This is a genomic window from Nostoc sp., from assembly GCF_036916735.1.
Lineage (GTDB): Bacteria > Cyanobacteriota > Cyanobacteriia > Cyanobacteriales > Nostocaceae > Nostoc.
Genome location: NZ_JBALFV010000125.1, coordinates 1 through 21,801, shown reverse-complemented (window position 1 = coordinate 21,801; position 21,801 = coordinate 1). Strand labels below are relative to the sequence as shown.

Sequence of the window (21,801 nt, the reverse complement as noted above, 5' to 3'; positions counted from 1 at the left end):
AAACTACGGTTTTCAAGGTAGACCTTACTCGTCTGTAATCAAACTGGTTAGAAGTTAAACTTATTAATTTTACTCAATAGCTTTAGGACTTACTAGCCAGCTTTACTAAGTCATCTAACTCTTGCTGCATTTGACTAACAACTAATTTATAACATTCATTGACATAGTAGCGATCGCTGGCTGCTTCACGACCGTAGCGTTGAAACACAATTGGGGGGCAAACCCGCGTGTACATGGACATAGGTAATGGAATGTTGGGTAACGGGCCAATTGCTAATCCCCAAGGCAGTCCGAGATAGATAGGAAAAACTTCCGGATCAATTCCCAACAGCCAAGGCATCCCCCATTCATGGAGTTGTTGCACAATTTTATAGCACTCAGCCAGTACAATCAGTGTATCGTGAGCGCCCCAGGAAATTACAGGGACAATCGGCACATTTTCCCGCAATGCTAACTTGATAAATCCTTGCCGCCCCACAAAATAGATTTTGTTACGTAAATAATGCGGTCGGAAAATATCTTCGGCTCCACCTGGATAAACTAGCACACTCGCTCCAGAGCGCAAGGCCGCGTAAGCCATTTTCGGATGAGCCATGATTGCTCCAGCCTTAGCAACCAGTTGCGCTAGTGGCGGGCTAACCTGCCAAACTTTAGGATGCATCAAACCATAAACGGGTTGCTCGACACCAAATCGTCGGAACCAGTCGTACATCATCATTGTCATATCGGGGGCCGCGAGTCCCCCATTATGCGAACCGACAAATAGGACTTTTTCTTGGGGTGGAATATTATCCCAACCACTGGTTTGAACTCGGAAATAGTAGTCATAAAAAAAGCCAAATAGAGGCATCAGAGATTTGATGAACTTTGGATCTCGCTCATCCAAAGACCAACCGGGTTTTTTGTTTATGAGATATTGCTTTTTTGACATCAATGCATTCTAACAGGATTGGTAAAGGTCAGCCCCTTGCCTACGGGACGCACTCGCGTTCGGGGAAGTCACGCATTCACGCATTCACGCATTCAAAAATTTACCAAGCTCATACTTCGGCTACGCTCAGTAACTATAAATAAATTTACTTGCTCTGTACTTTTTTATTTCTGGTCAAACAATCCTTTATTAGGTATGACCAGGTTTGCTTGATGCACAAAACCTGATTCGCTTAAATACTTCAAGTGAGTTTATTCTCTAACAGCAGCTAATTCCAACTTAATTACTTCTGTTTAGTCTTTGACTTTCTTTAGTAAGTGTAATCTTTTAAAGTTTAACAAACTTCGGTCTTGCCCAGCAGCCAAGAATCTCCTTAAAGGAGCGTCCATATTTTAAATTACCTTGGTAAATGCATTTTTCCTATTAATTTTTACATAGTTTGGGTTTTTCTTACCTAGTTAATACCAAAAAGCTCATGATAACGATATGTAATGATTTAATTGGCATAATTATATTTTTGAGTATACGCGTACTTATGTTACTCAAATTGCGGGTTGTGGGATCTACCTTTTAGTCACTAGATAGAAAAGTTGTCTCTCCTTGAGTAACAAGAAAAAATTGTGTGCGCTCCTCAGTTAACAACAAACTTATTGCCATTACCAATTCAGAGCAGCTTCCAGGAAGCGTACCTACTGCATAGGAGGGCATAGCATTACCAATAAGGGAAACCAAGGTTGCTACAAATAACCACGGCCACTTTAGCCTGAACCAAATACCAATGCTAATTACTAGGACAAACAGATTAACTACAATCGTTATAATTGGCGGCCCGCTCAAGTTGGCATCATGATAACGTAGGATTCCTGCGAACTCTATTGGAACTAGTTCCAGCCTTATATAGCGGGTGGCAACATCTATCGCTGTAAGTCCTAATGCAATTACCCAAGATAAAACCCGGACTACTGTATTAGCCCAATTAGCTCCAGCACGGTGAGCGAGTTCAACACCAATTACAATAAATAGTGGTACAACTAAATAATGTAATAAAAAGCGCAGCATAGAGAGAGTTTTCAAAAGCTCTCCTTCACCAATCAGACTTCCTATTAAAAGAATGAGATTGTCATAACTAATGCTCACTAGCACTATAGGCAACACAATCATTGCTAAACTGGTTGATTGCTGCCACAGACGAATTGACCAGCCGATTAATACCCATTCGATCAAGACAAGATTGAAATGTGTTACACGATAAATTATTAACATAAGTAATGTATTGACATAGCGTCAACATAATTTATTCATAATTAGTAATTTATAATTTCAAGAGTGTGTGATATGCTGAACTATCCACCCTCTTAAAACAACGCTCATTAAAAATTTAAGAGGAACCGTTGTATAGGTCTGAAATTTATGAATTATGAGTTATGAATTATTTAGTAATGTATTCCAAGCACAAATATTGAGAACATAAGCTGATTCAGATAATTTGTGCTTGGAATAAAAGCTAGTTCGACTTATTCAGAAGATTTGTTGTAATTACGATTGAAAGTGGTGTTTAAAAATCATCTGATAAAACAACTGTTAGTTTGGTGTTACGTTCTGGTGCAAAACCACTTCCTTCAGCTACATAAGTAATCGCTCCTCCTGCTTCTAAAACAGCAGGGCCACCACAGGCTTTAATTAAATCAACACCGTTCTTCACCTTAATATCTTGACAGCCAAATTCAAGTCCATTTGGGCCAGTAATTTTAATCTTATTAATTGTTCCAGTTTCACCAACTGGTAAAAAAAGTTTAGCAGAGCGAATAACTGCTGTAGCTGGCAAAGGAATTGGTGTAGTTGTGTCGATACTGAACTTTCCTTCAGTAATTTGAGCTTTTTCTGTGATAATTAAGGTAGCGAGGGTCCTTGGCGCTGCGTTAGCGTTCGCAAAGCGTCTCGTAGAGAAGCTTACCGAAGGTATCGCTGATGTAGAAAAACAGAATATAAGAAATGATAAAGCAAATGCAAAAATCTTTGCTGGATTAATGAACATCTTCAATGAATTCATGATGATTCTCCTTTTTAAGTTTTATAAATTCTCTGGAGCTAGGCTCAATAGTCTTATCTATTGATTTTTAGCTATTTATGCAAATTTTAACAAATTATAGGTTTTATTCTCTAATAATTAAAACCTCTTTTACTCTGTCTGTGTCTAGCAAGATAATGCGCTTACGTTTTTCCAGGCAGCTTTCAAGGCGATACTAAAGCTCATCGGTAATTAAAAAGTAAGTAACGAATTTTATTTGTTAAGCACAAATTGCTCCAGATCGTGAAACTGCCCTTTGAAGAAGCCATACTGTTTCAGTACACCCTGACTCTGAAAACCTAACTTTTCAAGCAACTTTTTAGAAGCTATGTTGTCCAGCATGACTTGGGCAACAACGAAACGCAAACCCATTTTCTCAAACCCAAATTGCAAGATGGTATGCACCGCCTCAGTCATGATACCTTGTCTCCAAAAAGTATTGGCAAGCTCATAACCAATCTCAGCAGACTGTTCTTGTGGGTTCCACGTAAACCCACAAGAACCAATCATAACGTTGTCTTGCTTACGGGCAATTCCCCAGCGAATTCCTATTCCTCGCTCAAACCGCTTGGCTCTACGGACAATGAGTGCGATCGCCTCTTCAATAGAAGTGAAAGTATCAAGATTGTGAAACTGAGTCACCCTTGGATCGGAAAATACAGCAAAGATAGCCTCAGCATCCTGCAACGTTGTCTCACGCAGAAGCAGCCTTTCTGTTTCTAATTGAGGAAAGGAAGATAGTGATAAATCGTTGCTCATAGTTGCGACAGATGATCTGGGGTTAGAGGTAACTTAGCGATCGCCACAATGACAAGACAATTTCATTAGGCTCAAGGTCGAATAGTCTTCGCCGACTGGTTAAATAACAAATCTCGTGACTTATCTGGATCAAGCGCTTGAGTTTTCAGTGCTTCTGCTTTCTCGTAAGCGCGAATTGTTGCTGGACGGGCTTTAATTGCCTCAAACCACCGCTTAACGTGAGGAAAATCCTCTAAATTCTGACTTTGGCGCTCATAGGGCACAATCCAGGGATATGCAGCAATATCGGCGATGGAATAATCGCCAGCCACAAATTCTCTATCTGCTAGTTGCTTATTCAGCACTGCATATAAGCGTCCCGTCTCATTCACATAACGGTTAATTGCATACTCTATTTTTTCGGGAGCGTAGGCGCTAAAGTGATGATTTTGTCCCGCCATTGGCCCCAGTCCTGCCATTTGCCAGAACAACCATTCTAAAACTTGAGTGCGATTACGTAAATCTTGGGGGATTAATTTCCCAGTTTTTTCTGCCAAATATAACAAAATTGCACCAGACTCAAATACCGAAATCGGCACACCTCTATCAGCTGGTTCGTGGTCAATGATCGCTGGTATGCGATTGTTAGGAGAAATATTCAGAAATTCTGGTTTAAATTGATCCCCAGCCCCAATATTCACAGGAATTATGGTATATTCCAAACCGACTTCTTCTAAAAAGATCGTAATTTTATGACCGTTAGGAGTTGTCCAATAATAAAGATCAATCATGGTTATTTTTCCTAAAATTGTGCGATTGTTTTTAAGTTAATGGAGCGAACACCTCTTTCGTATTTCTCACAAAATCTGAACAAAGGAGGCAAAAACTGCAAAAATGTATATACAATAGGCATTTTAGCACTTTATACCCAAAAGTATTGCCCTAGAGGCAAGATGAAAAATCGCTATTTGGTATGGGGTTACAGCCCCATACTGGACTATTGTGCTGGATATTGTTATCTTTTTTGGCTACCAAAAATGCTACTACCAGCGATCGCTAGAATCAAACCTATCAAGTGCATGAGTCATTTTTGAAGTGTAGTAAGCAAAAAGCTCTGCCTTTAGTTGTTTCAAGGAGGCAGAGCTTAAGTAATTGCATTTCTCAGCTAAAGTTGAGAAATGAGGTAAATAAGTTGTTTAAGTTTTCTTAGTTTAATTTCCGTCTATTTGGTTATTTCCGACTATTCCAGTAGCTTCTAAAGCTAGCTCACCTGCTGTATAAACTCCAAGTGCTGACATGCCTCCGTACTGAGTCACTGCGTTGCCTGTATTATTCAAAGTTTTGATTGTGGCATGCTCAACTGTTTTTGTAAATTTCTTCCACCAACTTTTCCCTCCGATTATTTGTTCGCAGCATTCATCTGATAAGACTTCAAACAATTCTTCTTGATTTTCACCTATCAGGTTTTTGTTTATAGACATAGTAAATTATTCTCCCAAATCAATAAATACAAAAATTTGCTTTTTAGGTTTTGAGCAAGAAAATATTATTTATTGCTCTAACTATTAATTAGATTAATCAAAAAGAATGTATATGAACAGACTTGACAATCCAGGTTTGCAAAGATAGCAGCACCAGAAAATTTTTTATAATATCTTTTCCGTATTTATTATGAGAATTTTTCTGTTAAAATTTAGTAAGTAAATATATGGAATTTTATCTGGTAAATAGCTTTTATTACTATAATTATCAAGATTTTCAATATGTAATGTTTTTGATAAGTTGATATATAAATATTATTTATAAAAAAATCATAAATTATTTATAGCCTTCCAGGATTTGTTTAAAGTTATCAATAAATATTTCAGAGTTGTTTCTACCTATTTCTCCTGAAATTGGTTTTGTGAGCAGGTATCAATTGTACGAAACGCTAAACTGGCGTAGCTGCTGTGGCTTGCAAACAAGACATTCGAGCAATACGATTTTGTGAGATGAGTTTAAAAACAAGTGATCGCCCGACGAGATAATTCAGCTTCAGGTTGCTGTTGTAGTTCAGTTTTCGTTTTCGCACGTCTGTGGGTGGCGCGATCACATGGGGTGAAAAATCCCTCTGCGAACAATTGCCTTAATTTGTCTTGGCTTAATATTTTGCCTTGTCCGTTACCGGAAACCTTTATCTTTAATGGCAGCTACCATTATACTTTTTCATAGCGGTGATTTTGCGATCGCAGCCCAAACTCTATGGTGAACCTGAAGAATTGGTGTGGAATATCTTGCTTCGAGTAATGTCGCCAATTCTTGGTCAAATACTGCTACCTTTTCTGGTGTCAAACTGGCTCCCACGCCTGCACTAGCACGAATTCGTCCCCGCCAAGCTTCGTGTGTATAAGACACAAAGACATCGTAAGAAAATGTGCGAATTTCTCGAAATCCTCCTTCGCCAATGTCTTGTAACCACAAGGGATATATCCCATTACCGCCGTCTAAATTCCAGGCTGGATTATGAGCCTTAATCAGTTGTTCTGTTGCTTCAACTACATTACCTTTTAAGGGTATCCAATCAAAATGAGCGATCGCGATCAAGCCATTTCTTCTCAATATCCGAGTAATTTCTTGGACAGCACGGGGACGATCAAACCAATGCCAACACTGTCCAGCAGTAACTACATCAGCACTTGCATTTGGTAACTCGGTATTCTCGGCAGTTGCGACTCGATAATCTACTTTGAGTTGCACTGATTCGCTTAACTGTCTTGCTTGTTCTAAAAGTGATGCTGATAAATCTATGCCAATTACATAAGCACCTCTATCAGCAAAGCCCCGCGCTAGTGTTCCTGTTCCTGTACCAAGGTCAACAATATTTTGCCCTGGTAAACCTATACCATATTCAGACAGTTTGTTAAATAATGAACTGGGAAAGCCAGCGCGGTGTTTTGCATAATCAGTAGCAGTTGCACCAAAATCAATTTCCATACCTGCAAAACCATTTTTGTAACAATTGTCTCCTTAAAAGTTCTCTACCCAAGGACGTAGTTCTACTTCATAAGTCCAGGCACTGCGGGGTTGACGTAAAATGCTGAGATAAGTTTGAGCGATCGCATCCGGGTCAAGAGTACTATCTGGTTTATCTGCTGGATCTTGGCTGCCTGTAGGGCGGATTCCACCATCAATAACGAAATGCGCCACATGAATATTCTTTGGTGCTAATTCTCTAGCAATACTCTGAGCCAAACCGCGTAGTGCAAATTTACCCATTGCAAAGGGAGCAGACTGAGCATAACCTTTGATACTGGCTGAAGCTCCAGTAAAGAAGATAGCACCGCCACCAAGTTGCAAAAACCTTTTGGTAGCAGCTTGGGCGACGAGAAAGCCTCCATAAGCAGTTACATCTAGAGTTTTTGCCACCTCACCAGGGTCTAGATCAACAAGTGGCCCCCGCACCCGGAAACTGGGATTGTAAACTACAATATTCGGGGAACCGACTTTATTATCAATATCTATAAATAACTGTTCTACTTCATCTGGCTTCGAGACATCAGCAGCAAAACTAACTGCGCCAATTTCACTGCTCAATTGAGTAAGTTTTTCAATTTGGCGAGCCGCTAAAGCTACGGTGAATCCTTCTTTGGCAAATAAGCGGGCTAAAGAAGCGCTTAGTCCACTACCTGCACCGACAATTAAAGCTGTTGTTGCCATATTTGAAACCTGTAGTGTTTATTCTGTCTAGCTTAGAGCTTTTCTTAATGCCATTCGATTAAGACATTTATAGATTAAGAATTGAGCGTGACTGAAGATAGCTGTGAATTGCCCTTAGTGGGAGTTTGACCAATTTGCAGTACACCAACTGCGGCAATCAGACAGAGAACGCCTGATAAAATAAATGCTTGTAAATAACTACCCGTCCAAGTTCTCAACACTCCGGCTCCCAATGCTGCTGTGGCTGCACCGAGCTGGTGTCCCGCTACAATCCAACCGAACATCACGCCGACATTTTCTTTACCGAAGACATTAGCAACCAGACGCACTGTCGGTGGTACAGTGGCAATCCAATCAAGTCCATAGAAGACGGCGAAAATGGAAAGTCCATAAAAAGAAAAGTTAAAACTAAAGGGCAAGAAAATCAAAGACAAACCCCGCAGTCCGTAGTACCAAAACAATAAGTAGCGATTGTTCCAGCGATCGGATAACCAACCGGACATAGTAGTTCCAAAAAAATCGAATAGTCCCATGATTGCCAAAAGACCAGCAGCCTTGACTTCAGGGATACCGTGGTCAATACAAGCGGGAATTAGATGAGTTCCAATTAACCCATTTGTGCTAGCACCACAGATAAAAAAGCTACCAAATAACAGCCAGAAGTCTCGATTACGCATTCCCAGCCAAAGAGCGTTAAGGGTGGAAGCGATGGAATTTGCTCTAGGCTGTAACACTTCCACAGTTTCGCTATTGTCGCCAAAGGGTCGCAAACCGACATCTGCGGGACGATCGCGCATAAAGGCTGCGATCGCTGGAATAATTAGGAGTGCTGCACCAGTCAGAGCCAGAGCCGCAGTTCGCCACCCGAAGCGATCGGCTACTGAGGCCAGCATCGGCAGAAATACTAGTTGCCCCGTAGCTGTACTGGCGGTTAAGATGCCCAGAACTAAACCCCGCTTTTCCAAAAACCAGCGATTGACAACAATAGCACCCAAAACCAGGGCGATAACTCCGCTACCAGAACCGACAACTACACCCCACAGCAAGACTAGCTGCCAAGATGCTGACATCAAAGTGGTTAAACCGACACCGAGAGCAATCACAGCAAGTGAGAACACCATCATCCGGCGAATGCCAATCCGCTCCATAAGTGTGGCGGCAAAAGGGCCAATCAACCCGTAAAGTACTAAGTTAATGGAGATTGCTAAAGATATAGTCGCTCTACTCCAGCCAAACTCGTGTTCGAGAGGCACTATAAAAACTCCAGGAGCAGAGCGAATTCCAGCCGCCACCAATAAGGCTAGGAATGTTAAACCCGCGACGATCCAGGCATAGTGGAACGAATGACGCGATAGCAAGGAGGGTAAGGACATGGTTTGGAGGGGAGAGCAGAGGGAGTAGAGGTTAGTAGCTAGAATTTATCGAATAGGTATAAGGGGGACTCGTGAATGAGTCTTTAATAGTAATTCACGAGTCTTTGAGCTTTGTCGCTGAACCTCAGAGCTTCGTCGATGAACCTCAGAGCTTTGTCGCTGAACCTCAGAGCTTCGTCGATGAACCTCAGAGCTTCGTCGATGAACCTCAGAGTTTCGTCGCTGAACCTCAGAGCTTCGTCGATGAACCTCAGAGCTTCGTCGATGAACCTCAGAGCTTCGTCGATGAACCTCAGAGCTTTGTCGATGAACCTCAGAGCTTCGTCGATGAGTTTTTGAACTCCATTAATGAGTGTTGGAACTCCATTAACGAGGCTCAGAATTCCACTTTTTTAGCTCTTGCTTCATGTCCAATGCTCAATCTACAGAGAACTACCCTCCATAAGAGTTACCGATTCTGTCTACAGAGACGTTGGAGGAGAATGGCAAACGACCTGGATTTAAGCGTGGTTCTGCTGCATAGCCAACAGGAACTAAAACAGCGATCGCTAAATCTGGATTATCCCCAGCACCGATCACTTGCTTAACCTGATCCTCAATCCAACCGTTCATAAAACAAGTGGATAATCCCAGACTTTCTGCCGCTAAGACCAAATGGGTAGCGGCAATAATGGCATCTTTGATCGCATATTCGCGTCGCTTGTCGCCTAGCGTTTCTTGAAATTGGGGGATGGCGCTTTTAAAGTAGTTTATCGTGCCTTCATTCCATGCCCCAGTTTCAGTTGCCCGCTCAAAAATTGGGGTTAAGTCTCCTTGGCCTACGTTAGGATCGGCGGCAAAGACGAAGGTTACAGGAGCTTGGACAATTTGCTGTTGATTCCACGATGCTGCTGCTAATGCTGTCTTTTGCGCTTCATCTTGCACAAGAATAATTTGCCAATCTTGGATATTAAAGCTGCTAGGTGCTGCCACAGTTAACTCTACTAGTTGCTTGAGCAGTTCTGGGGCGATGGGGTCTGCTTTAAAAGTTTTAATGGAACGACGTTGAGCGATCGCACTGGGTACATCTAAAGGTTGGGTTTGAGTGATGGAACTCATGAGAATCTCCTGATAATTGAGTTATGAAAGGGTTTCGGATTTTATATCTAAAGTGATTGAGAACGTTAAAGAGCGGGGCAATGTAATTATGTTGCTCTCTAATTGGCAATGTTAACTGGGTTAGAGATATGCTCGTGGATAATGCGCCATTGTCCCTCTCGCTTTTGCCATACGAGCGTCGCATGAGCCGTAATTTTAACCGCCTCATTCCCTATGGTGGTTGCTGCACTTTGAAAAATCAGAGCAGAGACGGTAATATTATCACCTGTCAAGATCCAAATATCCCCAACTGATTTTACTTGCCACTGAGTTATTGCTGTCATGAAGGGCTTCCATATTTCCTCATAGGATTGCCATCCTTGAATTCGAGTGGTCTGCGGTGAGAGAGTATCGAAGGCGAGCAATTGTTCATCTTGCCAGTAAAGATTGTCTAAGACAGAAAAATCAAAGGGTTTGTCGCCTGAACTAAACGCAGCTAGCCAATCGTTAACACGTTCTTTGATTTCCGCTTCTTCTAAAGTATCTTTCATAGTTCACAACCAATTTACACAACCATTTTGTTGTATCTTGGAGAAATCTCAAACTTCTCAGTTTGATTTGATACTTTCGAGTGCGGAAAGTGGGTTTTAATTATTCAGATGAGAAGAATTAGGCATTGACCACTTGCTCGTTAGCAGCTGACCAAAATGGATAGTCTGTATATCCTTTTTCACCGCCACCATAAAAGGTTGCTTGATCTGCTTGATTTAGTGGTGCATTCAAAGCGAAGCGTCGGGGTAAATCTGGGTTTGATATAAATAATGTGCCAAAAGCAACTAAATCTGCTGCTTTGTTTGCCAGTACAGCATCACCTTTTTCATGAGTATAACCACCATTGACAATGAGTGTACCTGTAAAGTGATCGCGTATATGGCTAGTGGGTACAATTGTCCCGCCATGTCTGATGTCTGCCTCTGTTGCCTCATAAATATGCAGATATGCCAAATTAAACTGGTTCAACGCTTTAGCCGCATAACCGAATGTCTCCAGGGGATTGGAATCACCTATATCGTTATAAGTCCCACTAGGAGAGAAACGTACCCCTACTCGGTTAGAATCCCACACATTAGTTACCGCCTCTGTGATTTCTAACAGGAATCGGGCGCGATTCTCAATGGAACCGCCATATTTATCTGTACGTTGATTGGTGCGATCGCGCAGAAATTGATCTATTAAATAACCATTAGCTGCGTGAATTTCTACTCCGTCAAACCCAGCCGCTAGAGCATTTGCCGCTCCCTGACGGTACTGTTCGACAATCTGCGGTATTTCCGAAGTTTCTAAAGCGCGGGGAGTTACAAAAGGTTTGGGCCCCTGATAAGTTGATGCCTCACCTTTAGCAGCAATGGCAGAAGGTGCCACAGGTAAAGCTCCATTCGGTTGTAAATCAGGGTGAGAAATCCTACCTACGTGCCATAGTTGCAGAAAAATTCTTCCTCCCTGCTGATGCACGGCATCGGTTACTAACTTCCATCCCTCCACTTGTTCTGGTGAATGAATTCCTGGTGTAGCAGGATAACCCTGTCCTTCAGGAGTTACCTGTGTTGCTTCAGAAATTATCAGTCCGGCAGAAGCACGTTGGACGTAGTAGGTAGCATTCAGTTGGTATGGTACGTTTCCCTTACCTGCCCTGTTTCGGGTTAAGGGTGCCATTACTATGCGGTTAGGTAGTTCCAGATTCCCTAATTGGTAAGGAGAGAACAAGTTGATATCACTAGTCATTGGTTTTTATCTCCAAATTATTTTAGTCATTGGTCATTAGTCATTAGTCATTTCTCCCCAGTCCCCAGTACCGAGCGATGCACTGAGTTTCGACTGTGCAAAAATCGAGTTTCGGCTACGCGGTAATCGAGCAAAGTCGAGATTCAACTGCCGCAAAGTCGAGATTCAACTACCGCCAGTGGTTGTGTCCCCACTCCCGCACAAACTAAACAATCGACCGAATAACGCCACCATCTACCCGCAAAGCTGCACCATTAGTTGCTGAAGCTACGGGACTAGAAAGATAAACTACGATCGCTGCTACTTCTTCATTAGTTGCAAAGCGTTTGATTAGGGAACTTGGACGCACATTTTGAAAAAACTCAGCCTCGACTTCTGCGCGATCAATACTGCGTTCTTGCGCCAGGTTGCTGATAAACTCTTCAACTCCTTCTGAGCGGGTTGGCCCAGGAAGGACGGAGTTTACCGTGACTCCAGTCCCGATAGTCATTTCTGCTAGACCTCGTGCAATGGCTAGCTGCGCTGTCTTAGTTGTACCGTAGTGAATCATTTCTACGGGAATTTGAATGGCAGATTCGCTGGAGATAAAAATTATTCGTCCCCAGTTTTGCTCTAGCTGCTTTTGCAGATATTGCCGACTCAAACGGACTCCACTGAGGACGTTAACCTCAAATATGTTTAACCAGTCTTTATCAGTAATATCAAAGAAGGTTTTAGGCTCGTAAATCCCTAAATTGTTTATCAGAATATCAACGTGAGGAACCTCTTGAAAGAGTTTCTCTACCCCTGATGCAGTACCTGTGTCAGCAACCACACCAGAAACTTTCGCCTCGGGTGTAGAATGCTTAATTTTAGCGATCGCTTGAGCTACTCGTTCTTCAGACCGACCGTTGATAATAACTGATACACCCTCTTGAGCTAACCCAAGAGCGATCGCCAAACCAATACCTGCGGTTGAGCCACTCACCAGCGCGGATTTACCATGCAATTTCAAGTCCATTTCGCTCTTTCCCCGTTAATTTAAACAGAATGATCTGGGATTGGGTATTGGGTATTAGGGACTGGGGACTAGTACTCTGTCAATTCAAGTTTTACGAGTAGATAAATTCTTCAATTTCTCTTATTTCCTTCTTCTTTCGCGCTCTTGGCGCCTTCTCTACAAGACGCGAAGCGCGAACGCGGTTTGTTCCTTTACCCTTCAAACTTCGCTTGACAGACTACTAGAGAGAATGCGAGAGGGACAAGCACAAAGGTCTAAGCGCCGCAAGTCGGCGTTGAGAACTTTAGAAGGAGAAGGGGGATAAAGAATATTCAATAAGTCTCTCCCCAATCCCCAGTAAAGAGCGATGCACTGAGTTTCGACTGCGCTCAACTACCGTTAGTCGTTGTGTCCCCAATCCCCTTCACTTAAATTAAAGATGCTGTGCTAAGGTCTTATTCAAAGTGGTTTTTGGAACTGCCCCTACGACAGTATCGACTTGCCGACCCCCCTTAAAAACCATCAGGGTCGGAATGCTGCGAATTCCATAGTGGCTGGCGACAGTGGGATTTTGATCTGTGTTCAGTTTCACAAATTTCACCTGTCCTTCGTATTCAGCAGCAACTTCATCGACGACTGGTCCCACCATCCGGCAAGGGCCACACCACGGCGCCCAAAAGTCCACTAATACCGGAATTTCACTTTCCAAGACTTCTTGCTTGAATGTGGCTTCTGTGACATTTGTAATGGATGACATAAAATTGCCTTCCTAATTAATTCTATTATTCGATATTATCGAATAATAAAAATATATGCCACCTGATCAGATAATGCAACTATGAGATTTCTTTATCATCCAGATAGAAAAAATATTTCTTTACCGGGAGTGCTGTATGCATTGGGCGATCCAGTGCGGCTAGAGATTGTGCGGCGGCTAGCTACTGAGGGGGAACAATGCTGTGCAAGTTTTGATTTTGCGATCGCCAAGTCTACTATGTCCAATCATTTTAAGATTTTGCGGGAGTCTGGGATCGTCTTTACACGTAAAGAAGGGACACATCATATTAACATCCTGCGGCGTGAAGATTTAGAGGTACTGTTTCCAGGATTGCTGGATGCGATATTGAAAGCGGCTGAACCATTGCCTGTTGATCCCGCTAGTACTAAACAAACAGCTTTTAGGATTTAGGGGCATGGGGTATTGGGCAATCCCCAATAAAGAGCGATGCACTGAGTTTCGACACTTCGACAAGCTCAGTGCATCGCTGTGCAAAAATCGAGTTTCGGCTACGCGGTAATCGAGCCAAGTCGAGATTCAACTGCCGCTTGTCGTTGTGTTCCCAGTCCCCTTTACCCCAACCTACAAATTTTCAAAACCTACGCAGTATTGCTTTGCGTCTATACGGTTCGTTTTTTCATAATTTTGTGTAAGTCTTACCTAAAAGATTTTCAGAAAAACTTCTTGTTTAGTTAATAAGAATATGTGATACTCTGAAAACTATAAATAAAGCACGGTAATTGTATCAAATTACCGTAGTTTAAAAGGACAGGACTCATGCAGCTACTATGGTTTATCCCAACCCACGGCGACGGACGTTACCTTGCAACTGCTACAGGTGGGCGGGCAGTCAGCTTTCCTTATCTGCGGCAGATTGCCCAAGCGGTGGATGACCTTGGTTATACAGGGGCATTGCTGCCTACGGGTCGGTCTTGCGAAGATGCTTGGATTGTAGCATCAACACTGGTATCATTGACGCGACAGATGCGTTTTTTGGTAGCGATTCGTCCCGGCTTGGTATCACCTGGAGTAGCAGCACGGATGGCGGCGACTTTTGATCGCCTCTCTGGAGGACGTTTGCTGATTAATGTCGTGACTGGGGGCGATCCTGTAGAGTTAGCGGGAGATGGCTTACATTTGGATCACGATCAGCGCTATGAATTAACAGATGAATTTTTAACAGTATGGCGAGCGATCGCCAGTGGTGAACAAGCTAATCTTCAGGGCGACTATCTCAACATTCAGGATGGGAAACTGCTGTTTCCACCTGTTCAAAAGCCATATCCGCCCTTGTGGTTTGGTGGTTCCTCTGGCGTCGCTCAAAAAATTGCTGCCAAGCACGTAGATGTCTATCTAAGTTGGGGTGAACCACCGTCTCAAGTAGCAGAGAAGATTGCATCCGTTCGCAGGCTTGCTTTATCAGAAGGCCGAACTTTGCGGTTTGGGATTCGCCTACATGTGATTGTGCGCGAAACTGAGAGTGAAGCCTGGGATGCGGCGAATCAATTGATTAAGTATGTAGATGATCAGGCGATCGCTAAAGCCCAAAAAGCTTATGCCCGGATGGATTCAGAAGGGCAACGGCGGATGACTCAACTACACCACGGTAATAGTGAGGCATTAGAGATTAGCCCGAACCTGTGGGCGGGAGTTGGTTTGGTGCGGGGTGGTGCGGGAACAGCCTTAGTAGGCGATCCCCAAACCGTAGCTGCCAGGATATTGGAATACGCTTCTTTGGGTATTGAGTCCTTTATTCTCTCTGGCTATCCCCATTTAGAAGAAGCTTATCGAGTTGCGGAACTTCTATTCTCCCATTTGCCATTAGAGAATCTGCCGACAGTGGAGAAGCAACATGTCTTGAGTCCATTTGGCGAGATTGTGGCAAATGAAGATTTCCCTAAGCAACAGCATCAGGAAAGAGCAACGTCCATATCCTAGTAATTAAGAACTAGAAAATTATCAGCCATGTTGCACCAACAAATTGACCAAAAAATCTCAGAAAAAGAAGCGTGGGCATTACGTCGCCAGTTGGGAATACCTAACAATAAACGCTTGTGGGTGCTGGCTTGCATGGACGAACGTTTACCTGTAGAAAAAGCATTAGGAATTGGTGAAGGAGATGCTCATATTTTCCGTAATGCTGGGGCATTAGTAACGGATGATGCTATCCGGTCAGCGATGTTAACTACACAGTTTTTTGGCACAAAAGAAATTATCGTCATTAATCATACCGAATGTGGCATGATGACAGCATCAGGAGACTTTCTCAGTGAGGTATTGCAAAATCAAGGTATTGATGTGGATCAAGTTAGTGTCGATCCTGCTTTGCCAGAGTTAAAGCTACCAAAAGGCGTTTTTTCTAAGTGGATTAAAACGTTTACCGATGTGGATAAAATCTGCACAGAGCAGGTTGAATTACTGCGTAATTCTGCTTTAATTCCCCAGGATGTAATTATTCATGGCTACATCTGGGAAGTTGAGAGTATGAGTTTGCGCCGTCCCTACAAACGTCTGAGCGATCAGGTCAACACAGCTTCAGCTATGGAGACTAAAACTACAAAACATACTCAACCCGTTTTAGAAATTGGGAGTTTAATCGAATGACAAATATACTAGCGATCGCTGGTAGTCCAACCCATCCATCTCGAACTTACGGTCTTGTCGAATACACTGCCAAGCTATTACAACAAGAAGGCTTGCATGTAGACATTATTTCAGTTCGAGATTTACCTGCTGAAGATTTAGTTTTTGGACGTTACGAGAGCCAAGCTTTAGAACAGCCAAAAGCTTTATTAGCAAAGGCAGATGGTGTGATTATTGCCACCCCAATTTACAAGGCTGCTTATACAGGAGTGCTAAAAACATTTCTAGATTTGCTGCCACAAAAATCATTAACAGGTAAACCCGTATTACCAATTGCTTTGGGTGGAACACTCGCTCATTTATTGGCAATTGAATATGCCTTGAAACCTGTCTTATCTGAATTAGGAGCGCGGCATATCCTAGCTACTGTTTATGCAGTAGACAAACAAGTTCAACGACAAGCTGATAACAGCGTCGTGTTAGATGAGGAAATTGAGCAAAGACTCAAAGACGTTCTCAAAGAATTTGTTAAAGCTGTAGAATATGATGCCGCAGCGCCTCAAGAATTAGTTCATGCCAATTAAATAATTAAGTTTATACCTCCGCATACTTGTAGCAGAAAGGTAATTTTTACCCCTCTGCTACCTTTTTTTTAAATTAATCAGAGCAATGCAAATTTATTATAGAAATTTAACCGCACTAAGTACAGCATTTCATTAATTTGTAGCGAATTAAATTTAGCAATACCCGGCAATGCAAATGTATTGCCTGACAATGCCAATACATCGCCTGACAATGCCAATACATCGCCTGACAATGCCAATGCATCCCCTGACAACGCCAATGCATCGCCTTGCATTAAAAACGCTACGATTTTATGCAAAGGTGTACTAAGTTAATAAGGGAACTCCAAATAAAAAAATACTCAACTACTTTTTGTGGGGTGGGCGTCTCGCCCGCCCCAAGCCTTGGGCGGACAAGATGTCCACCCCACAAGATTGGATAATTTATTTGTTGGAAGTCTCTAATCTGTGGTACACATCTCTGATACCTTTGGTTGCATTAACCCAGTAGAGGAGATTATTATGATCGCTCACCAAGATGGGGCATAATTCAGACAAAATTACTTTTGTCAAACTGCTCAGAATGTGCCCTGAATAGTTCCGCCATCAACTTGCAGCATGACTCCATTCACAAATGATGCGGCTGGTGAACTCAGAAATACAGCAACATTGGCAAACTCTTCTGGTGTCCCGATACGACCTAAAGGAATTGCCGTATTAAGTTTAGCAATTTCTGCTTCTTTTGCTTCACCACTTTTAGCAATCCGCGCGTTGATTAATTCTTCTACCCGTTCTGTATATGTCCAGCCTGGTAGAATGCTGTTAACGCGAATTTTATCGCTACCCAGTTCTTGGCTGAGAGTTTTAGTTAAACCAATCACCGCTAATCGAATGGAATTAGACAACACGAGATTTTGGACTGGTTGTTTAGTTGAGGTTGAGGTGATGGTAAGAATCGCCGGTGCTGTAGATTGCCGTAAGTGAGGTAAAGCGGATTTTACCAAGCGTACTGTACTCAGTAAAGTCAAATTGATAGAAGTTTCCCAACTTGCCAAATCAATATCGTCAAAAGTGCCAGAGGGCGGGCCTCCGGCGTTGGTAACGAGGATATCCAACCCGCCGAATTTCTCTACTGTGGCATTAATTACCCGCTCAATATCAGCTTGACTGGTAACGTCAGCACGCAGAGATAGCACTTGTGTACGTGTTTGGCTTGCAATCTCCGCAGCAGTTTTGTCAATTAACTCACTGCGGGCGCAAATGGCAACTTTTGCACCTTCACGGGCAAATTGCCTTGCCGTAGCCTTGCCCAATCCTTTGCTAGCAGCAGTCACTAAGGCGATTTTACCACGGAGTTGCAAATCCATAATCTTGATTTTTCTTGTTTAAAGTAACTTGAAGCCAAGATGATTGAGAACTTCACGCAAGCGATCGCGTCCTCTTAATGATTCTACGGTTGCGATCCTTTGGGCTGAGTGTTCTGACCAATCGCCAGGGACATCCATCTTTTGTTCAGTATAAAATTCTTTCATAATTTGGTTGTAGTGAGCGATCGCTTCTTCTTGATCTGCCAATTTATAGGTTTCGCGGTGCAGCACAGCTGATTGTGGCAACCGTGGCTTAATCGCCGCTTCTACCTCTGGATTGGGATAGCCTACACACAGCCCAAATACAGCATACACAGAGGAGGGCAAATTCAATATCTCTGCTACCTGTTGCGGGTGGTTGCGGATTCCACCGATATATACTGTTCCTAAACCGAGTGATTCGGCTGCAACTGTTGCGTTTTGTGCCGCCAAACTTGCATCAATTGTTGCCATCACAAACATTTCCAAGTATTCCAATGCATCATGAGATATGCCGCGACTGTCAGCAACGTAATTTAGACGCGCTAAGTCTGCTAACCAAACCAAAAATAAAGGAACCTGCTTAATATGTGCTTGGTTCCCCGCTAACTTAGATAACTCCTCTTTGCGCTGTTGATCTTCAACTGCTACCACACTCCAGGTTTGCAAATTAGAGGAAGTAGATGCAGATTGGGCGGCTGCAATTAGCAACTCCAGAGTTCCTGGTGGTAAAGGATCGGATAGATAAGACCGGATTGAACGGTGAGATAGTAGTGCTGTTAGAGAATCATTCCATTCAATTTCAGGATTGAAGGGAATTTCACCGTAGCGCGATCGCAGTAGTTTTGTAGGATTAGTCATAAGTAATTTCAAGATTCACACTTCAAAAATTTTCAGTTATTTTATTAAGGATAGCTAACTGAAAACTCCCACCCCTCTTGTTAAGATGAGATTCCCACTGATTTTCGTTGAAACACTACTGAAAGATTATTAGCTGGCATTTGGTAAGTTTGTTTCAAAGTGAGATTTTGTGCGCTAGCTGCTGCTACAACATCATCCAAGTTACGTATACCCCACTCTGAGTTTTGGGCGCGTAAAGAGTTGTCAAAAGCTGCATTACTCGGTGCTGTATGTTCTCCACCTTGTTTGAAGGGCCCATACAAATAGAGAATACCTCCCGCTTTTAGGATACGACCTGCCCCTGCCATTAGCCCCAGACAGGCTGACCAAGATGAAATGTGGATCATATTGATGTTGACGATGGCGATAATTGGCGAGATATCTAGCCACTGGTTTACCGCGCCCTCCTCCACCGCCCAAGTTGGCTCTCTAACATCAAGTTCAAGCGGTGGATAAATCTTATTACATCCAAAGTGTTCAGTCCATGCAATAATGCTGGCTATTCTTTGTGGATTTGTATCTGTTGGTAACCACATACAATCTCTAAGTCTGGGCGCAAAAAAGACTGCGTGTTCACCAGTACCACTGGCTATTTCCAAGATCGTGCCACTCTCAGGTAATACTTGTAAAAGTACTTCTAGAATTGGTTCACGATTGCGCTCGGTTGCTGGTGCGTATTCTCGTGCGTCTTGTGGTGTCATCCGTATCGTTTTTACATACCTGATTTCATCTTATAGCAATTTAATATGAAGCTCTATTTCCGGGTGCAAGATCCATCTGAAACCGAACCTTTGTACGAGGCAAAATTCTTGATTGTTGGCGAAGGAGGAGCAAGTCATTGCTGAATGCAATCGCAATTTGTCTGGATGAGTGTCAAAAATAATTTCAGTTTTTTGGCAATGGTCTTGAAGCACGTTAAACTACTAAGCAATTAGAGTTAAGGATGGATTTCTATGCGTTTACCAATTGTCATTAGTGCCATTTTAGTTGCGTCTTTGGGTTTAAGTACACCTGTAATATCTCAACCTTCTATACAAGCACAAAAACCAGCATCTAATAGTTTTGCCTTAGAAAAGTTTAAAATTAATTACCGATTATGGAGACAGAAAAAAATCTCTAACTATCGCTATGAATTTACTAGAAGTTGCTTTTGTTTACCGAAAGCCACAGAACCAGTGATTATTGAAGTACGTAATGGAGTCACGACTTCCATTACTTATAAATATATTAAACAACCAGTAGATAGAGCATTATTTGAAAAATATAATACAATTCCTAAAGTCTTTAATATCATTATAAATGCATTCATTCAAAGAGCAAAAAACTTGACTATACAATATAATCCGATACTTGGCTACCCCACTCAAATTAACATTGATTATGATAAGCAAAGAACTGATGATGAAATATTCATCACAATTAGTAATCTGCAACAGATTAAGTAAATATAGCTAGGGTAAGTATTTATATAATAGAAAGTTACTGACTTATGGAAAAAGGCAACTTCAGTCATTTTCTATCTAAAAGTTAGGGCAGCAAAATCAAAAATATCGAAATATAACAACCTGCCCCTTAAGTTAATTAATTCTCCATCAGCAAATATTTGGGGTGGGTTGGTTTTGTTATTTTGTAGGTGTAATAAACTGTCCATTGGTGTCAAATTAAGAAAAATCTGCTTTGAGAGGACGTTTTTCCCTCATTCCCTAATCCCTTCTCTAAAGTTGGGATTCGGGGAACTAAAAAATTTGCTCTCTCTGGCAAAATTGCCAGAGCAGGGTGGTTTCATATAAGCAGAGAAAAACTAAAACTGGGTTTCAAAGTCTCTCCCCCCGTTGAGGATAGCAATGGAAGTGAGGGAAAAAGCCATGCGATAAAAGAGAAATCAAGACTTATGTATTTTTCTTTTTTCGTATGAAACCACCCTGCCCTCCCCACAAGCGGGTAAGGGAGGCAAAGCATAGCTTTGGCGGAGTATCGATTTATGTATGAACTCTAATGAAGTACTTCAAAATTGCTAATTGTAGTGAATACTCCAGCATCGGCAGCTAGATTACCGATATTAATTTGGGTTGGATAACCAAGTTTTGAGTTGTACACTACAGTTAGCTCGGATTCTCCACCATTGATCGTATTCCGAATCAAATTAAAGAGCTTAGGAATTGTACTATATTGTTGTAATAGCTCTAAATTTACTCGCTTACCAGTTTGAACATTCGTGATAGATTTTGTGATGCCGTTACGTACTTCAATGATTACTGGCCCTCTGAAATCGGCAAGACAAAAGCAATTATTGCTAAGTTTGTAGCGATAGTTATAAATTTTTTTTTGATTCCACAATTGGCGATTAATTCTTAGCTGTGTTAAGTTCGAGTTAGTAATCTCTGTTTTGACTCCATGCGTAGGAGGCACAGACATTACTGGAGCGTTCAAACTTAGAGATGCTACTAAGATTACACCAATAGCAATAGGTAAGCGCATATCAATCCTTTGTTAACTAACGTTGAGTTATAACTTCACTTTGACTAAATAGGATTTCAAAGAGTTGAAATCACTTTTATAACTTGACAAAGTTTATACAGAGAATCCCCAAGCGCTCGTAATAGCAAGAATATTCCCTAGTATAAACCGAAAAAAATCTCAGACAACCATACAATACTATTCACCTCAAATTTTTTGTTTTATGCAAAAAACGAATAATTTTCAAATTGGCATTATAAAATTTAGAAGCCAGTATCAGGTAAACCCCAAGACACTAACTAAATAAGACTTTCAGTAAATTAAATATTCACTTTTGTAGTAATGATAATCATTGTAAGGCAGTAAGTTAGAGGCAGATTCAGAAGATAGCTAATTTATATTTTATGAAAAGAGTTAATTTATTTATTTTATCATTATAAGTAGAACAGGGCGAAAAAACCAAACTGTGTAAAGATAATTAAATACGTATAATCCATCTACCACGGTAACAGTGAAATGGGCAGCCGTTT

Annotated in this window: 24 protein-coding genes; 5 read left to right on the top strand and 19 right to left on the bottom strand. The window is 41.9% G+C overall.

Annotated features, from left to right (window positions below; genetic code table 11):
* Nucleotides 1-82 precede the first annotated feature (82 nt).
* The 14 genes from V7L20_RS31480 to trxA form a co-directional block, all read right to left on the bottom strand.
* On the bottom strand, nt 83-931 hold the full coding sequence (locus tag V7L20_RS31480) for a lysophospholipid acyltransferase family protein (RefSeq protein WP_334747849.1): 849 nt from the start codon (nt 929-931) through the stop codon (nt 83-85).
* Between the two features lie 570 nt (nt 932-1,501).
* Nucleotides 1,502-2,194 carry a hypothetical protein gene (locus V7L20_RS31475; protein WP_334747848.1) on the bottom strand — a complete coding sequence of 231 codons (693 nt, stop codon included), beginning with the start codon at nt 2,192-2,194 and terminating at the stop codon, nt 1,502-1,504.
* A 292-nt stretch (nt 2,195-2,486) separates the two neighbouring features.
* Nucleotides 2,487-2,981 (bottom strand): hypothetical protein, encoded by a 495-nt coding sequence (locus V7L20_RS31470; protein WP_334747847.1) that lies wholly within the window; start codon nt 2,979-2,981, stop codon nt 2,487-2,489.
* A 231-nt stretch (nt 2,982-3,212) separates the two neighbouring features.
* Nucleotides 3,213-3,758: a GNAT family N-acetyltransferase gene (locus V7L20_RS31465; protein ID WP_334747846.1), complete on the bottom strand. Its 546-nt coding sequence runs from the start codon at nt 3,756-3,758 to the stop codon at nt 3,213-3,215.
* A 71-nt stretch (nt 3,759-3,829) separates the two neighbouring features.
* Nucleotides 3,830-4,528 (bottom strand): glutathione binding-like protein, encoded by a 699-nt coding sequence (locus V7L20_RS31460; RefSeq protein ID WP_334747845.1) that lies wholly within the window; start codon nt 4,526-4,528, stop codon nt 3,830-3,832.
* Nucleotides 4,529-4,948: 420 nt separating this feature from the next.
* Nucleotides 4,949-5,218, bottom strand: a complete 270-nt coding sequence (locus V7L20_RS31455) for a hypothetical protein (protein ID WP_334747844.1) — start codon at nt 5,216-5,218, stop codon at nt 4,949-4,951.
* A 724-nt stretch (nt 5,219-5,942) separates the two neighbouring features.
* Nucleotides 5,943-6,710 carry a class I SAM-dependent methyltransferase gene (locus tag V7L20_RS31450; RefSeq protein ID WP_334747843.1) on the bottom strand — a complete coding sequence of 256 codons (768 nt, stop codon included), beginning with the start codon at nt 6,708-6,710 and terminating at the stop codon, nt 5,943-5,945.
* Nucleotides 6,711-6,743: 33 nt separating this feature from the next.
* Nucleotides 6,744-7,433, bottom strand: coding sequence for an SDR family NAD(P)-dependent oxidoreductase (locus V7L20_RS31445; RefSeq protein ID WP_334747842.1), 690 nt, complete (start codon nt 7,431-7,433; stop codon nt 6,744-6,746).
* Nucleotides 7,434-7,507: 74 nt separating this feature from the next.
* A complete protein-coding gene (locus V7L20_RS31440) occupies nt 7,508-8,806 on the bottom strand; it encodes an MFS transporter (RefSeq protein ID WP_334747841.1) in 1,299 nt (432 codons plus the stop codon).
* A 432-nt stretch (nt 8,807-9,238) separates the two neighbouring features.
* Nucleotides 9,239-9,904 carry a nitroreductase family protein gene (locus V7L20_RS31435; protein ID WP_334747840.1) on the bottom strand — a complete coding sequence of 222 codons (666 nt, stop codon included), beginning with the start codon at nt 9,902-9,904 and terminating at the stop codon, nt 9,239-9,241.
* A 98-nt stretch (nt 9,905-10,002) separates the two neighbouring features.
* Nucleotides 10,003-10,434, bottom strand: a complete 432-nt coding sequence (locus V7L20_RS31430) for a YybH family protein (protein ID WP_334747839.1) — start codon at nt 10,432-10,434, stop codon at nt 10,003-10,005.
* Nucleotides 10,435-10,552: 118 nt separating this feature from the next.
* Nucleotides 10,553-11,665 carry an alkene reductase gene (locus tag V7L20_RS31425; protein WP_334747838.1) on the bottom strand — a complete coding sequence of 371 codons (1,113 nt, stop codon included), beginning with the start codon at nt 11,663-11,665 and terminating at the stop codon, nt 10,553-10,555.
* 205 nt (nt 11,666-11,870) lie between these two features.
* A complete protein-coding gene (locus V7L20_RS31420; protein ID WP_334747837.1) occupies nt 11,871-12,665 on the bottom strand; it encodes an SDR family NAD(P)-dependent oxidoreductase in 795 nt (264 codons plus the stop codon).
* Between the two features lie 412 nt (nt 12,666-13,077).
* Nucleotides 13,078-13,401, bottom strand: a complete 324-nt coding sequence (trxA, locus tag V7L20_RS31415) for a thioredoxin (RefSeq protein ID WP_012412473.1) — start codon at nt 13,399-13,401, stop codon at nt 13,078-13,080.
* A gap of 81 nt (nt 13,402-13,482) precedes the next feature.
* On the opposite strand from trxA, the gene V7L20_RS31410 reads away from it, so the two are divergent.
* From V7L20_RS31410 to ssuE, 4 genes are all read left to right on the top strand, one after another.
* Complete coding sequence (locus V7L20_RS31410; RefSeq protein ID WP_334747836.1) at nt 13,483-13,833, top strand: ArsR/SmtB family transcription factor; 351 nt, start codon at nt 13,483-13,485, stop codon at nt 13,831-13,833.
* 366 nt (nt 13,834-14,199) lie between these two features.
* On the top strand, nt 14,200-15,360 hold the full coding sequence (gene ssuD, locus V7L20_RS31405) for an FMNH2-dependent alkanesulfonate monooxygenase (protein ID WP_334747835.1): 1,161 nt from the start codon (nt 14,200-14,202) through the stop codon (nt 15,358-15,360).
* Between the two features lie 27 nt (nt 15,361-15,387).
* Nucleotides 15,388-16,026, top strand: a complete 639-nt coding sequence (locus V7L20_RS31400) for a beta-class carbonic anhydrase (RefSeq protein WP_334747834.1) — start codon at nt 15,388-15,390, stop codon at nt 16,024-16,026.
* The gene (gene ssuE, locus V7L20_RS31395) at nt 16,023-16,589 is read left to right on the top strand and encodes an NADPH-dependent FMN reductase (RefSeq protein WP_334747833.1); all 567 of its coding nucleotides are present in this window, start codon (nt 16,023-16,025) and stop codon (nt 16,587-16,589) included. Before V7L20_RS31400 ends, ssuE begins: the two co-directional genes overlap by 4 nt.
* A gap of 77 nt (nt 16,590-16,666) precedes the next feature.
* Here the strand turns inward: ssuE and V7L20_RS31390 are convergent, their stop codons facing one another.
* The 4 genes from V7L20_RS31390 to V7L20_RS31375 form a co-directional block, all read right to left on the bottom strand.
* Nucleotides 16,667-16,864, bottom strand: a complete 198-nt coding sequence (locus tag V7L20_RS31390; RefSeq protein WP_334747832.1) for a hypothetical protein — start codon at nt 16,862-16,864, stop codon at nt 16,667-16,669.
* Nucleotides 16,865-17,146: 282 nt separating this feature from the next.
* Nucleotides 17,147-17,935: an SDR family oxidoreductase gene (locus V7L20_RS31385; protein ID WP_334747831.1), complete on the bottom strand. Its 789-nt coding sequence runs from the start codon at nt 17,933-17,935 to the stop codon at nt 17,147-17,149.
* An 18-nt stretch (nt 17,936-17,953) separates the two neighbouring features.
* Nucleotides 17,954-18,775 (bottom strand): NADPH-dependent oxidoreductase, encoded by an 822-nt coding sequence (locus V7L20_RS31380; RefSeq protein WP_334747830.1) that lies wholly within the window; start codon nt 18,773-18,775, stop codon nt 17,954-17,956.
* A gap of 80 nt (nt 18,776-18,855) precedes the next feature.
* Nucleotides 18,856-19,515 (bottom strand): DUF938 domain-containing protein, encoded by a 660-nt coding sequence (locus tag V7L20_RS31375; RefSeq protein ID WP_334747829.1) that lies wholly within the window; start codon nt 19,513-19,515, stop codon nt 18,856-18,858.
* 252 nt (nt 19,516-19,767) lie between these two features.
* On the opposite strand from V7L20_RS31375, the gene V7L20_RS31370 reads away from it, so the two are divergent.
* Nucleotides 19,768-20,259 (top strand): DUF6174 domain-containing protein, encoded by a 492-nt coding sequence (locus V7L20_RS31370; RefSeq protein WP_334747828.1) that lies wholly within the window; start codon nt 19,768-19,770, stop codon nt 20,257-20,259.
* Between the two features lie 547 nt (nt 20,260-20,806).
* Here the strand turns inward: V7L20_RS31370 and V7L20_RS31365 are convergent.
* Nucleotides 20,807-21,292 (bottom strand): DUF6174 domain-containing protein, encoded by a 486-nt coding sequence (locus V7L20_RS31365; protein WP_334747827.1) that lies wholly within the window; start codon nt 21,290-21,292, stop codon nt 20,807-20,809.
* Nucleotides 21,293-21,801 lie beyond the last annotated feature (509 nt).

Bases quoted from the DNA above. Each gene is read 5' to 3' on its own strand.
- V7L20_RS31480 (WP_334747849.1), bottom strand. From the start codon at position 931: ATGTCAAAAAAGCAATATCTCATAAACAAAAAACCCGGTTGGTCTTTG.
- V7L20_RS31475 (WP_334747848.1), bottom strand. From the start codon at position 2,194: ATGTTAATAATTTATCGTGTAACACATTTCAATCTTGTCTTGATCGAA.
- V7L20_RS31470 (WP_334747847.1), bottom strand. From the start codon at position 2,981: ATGAATTCATTGAAGATGTTCATTAATCCAGCAAAGATTTTTGCATTT.
- V7L20_RS31465 (WP_334747846.1), bottom strand. From the start codon at position 3,758: ATGAGCAACGATTTATCACTATCTTCCTTTCCTCAATTAGAAACAGAA.
- V7L20_RS31460 (WP_334747845.1), bottom strand. From the start codon at position 4,528: ATGATTGATCTTTATTATTGGACAACTCCTAACGGTCATAAAATTACG.
- V7L20_RS31455 (WP_334747844.1), bottom strand. From the start codon at position 5,218: ATGTCTATAAACAAAAACCTGATAGGTGAAAATCAAGAAGAATTGTTT.
- V7L20_RS31450 (WP_334747843.1), bottom strand. From the start codon at position 6,710: ATGGAAATTGATTTTGGTGCAACTGCTACTGATTATGCAAAACACCGC.
- V7L20_RS31445 (WP_334747842.1), bottom strand. From the start codon at position 7,433: ATGGCAACAACAGCTTTAATTGTCGGTGCAGGTAGTGGACTAAGCGCT.
- V7L20_RS31440 (WP_334747841.1), bottom strand. From the start codon at position 8,806: ATGTCCTTACCCTCCTTGCTATCGCGTCATTCGTTCCACTATGCCTGG.
- V7L20_RS31435 (WP_334747840.1), bottom strand. From the start codon at position 9,904: ATGAGTTCCATCACTCAAACCCAACCTTTAGATGTACCCAGTGCGATC.
- V7L20_RS31430 (WP_334747839.1), bottom strand. From the start codon at position 10,434: ATGAAAGATACTTTAGAAGAAGCGGAAATCAAAGAACGTGTTAACGAT.
- V7L20_RS31425 (WP_334747838.1), bottom strand. From the start codon at position 11,665: ATGACTAGTGATATCAACTTGTTCTCTCCTTACCAATTAGGGAATCTG.
- V7L20_RS31420 (WP_334747837.1), bottom strand. From the start codon at position 12,665: ATGGACTTGAAATTGCATGGTAAATCCGCGCTGGTGAGTGGCTCAACC.
- trxA (WP_012412473.1), bottom strand. From the start codon at position 13,401: ATGTCATCCATTACAAATGTCACAGAAGCCACATTCAAGCAAGAAGTC.
- V7L20_RS31410 (WP_334747836.1), top strand. From the start codon at position 13,483: ATGAGATTTCTTTATCATCCAGATAGAAAAAATATTTCTTTACCGGGA.
- ssuD (WP_334747835.1), top strand. From the start codon at position 14,200: ATGCAGCTACTATGGTTTATCCCAACCCACGGCGACGGACGTTACCTT.
- V7L20_RS31400 (WP_334747834.1), top strand. From the start codon at position 15,388: ATGTTGCACCAACAAATTGACCAAAAAATCTCAGAAAAAGAAGCGTGG.
- ssuE (WP_334747833.1), top strand. From the start codon at position 16,023: ATGACAAATATACTAGCGATCGCTGGTAGTCCAACCCATCCATCTCGA.
- V7L20_RS31390 (WP_334747832.1), bottom strand. From the start codon at position 16,864: ATGCAAGGCGATGCATTGGCGTTGTCAGGGGATGCATTGGCATTGTCA.
- V7L20_RS31385 (WP_334747831.1), bottom strand. From the start codon at position 17,935: ATGGATTTGCAACTCCGTGGTAAAATCGCCTTAGTGACTGCTGCTAGC.
- V7L20_RS31380 (WP_334747830.1), bottom strand. From the start codon at position 18,775: ATGACTAATCCTACAAAACTACTGCGATCGCGCTACGGTGAAATTCCC.
- V7L20_RS31375 (WP_334747829.1), bottom strand. From the start codon at position 19,515: ATGACACCACAAGACGCACGAGAATACGCACCAGCAACCGAGCGCAAT.
- V7L20_RS31370 (WP_334747828.1), top strand. From the start codon at position 19,768: ATGCGTTTACCAATTGTCATTAGTGCCATTTTAGTTGCGTCTTTGGGT.
- V7L20_RS31365 (WP_334747827.1), bottom strand. From the start codon at position 21,292: ATGCGCTTACCTATTGCTATTGGTGTAATCTTAGTAGCATCTCTAAGT.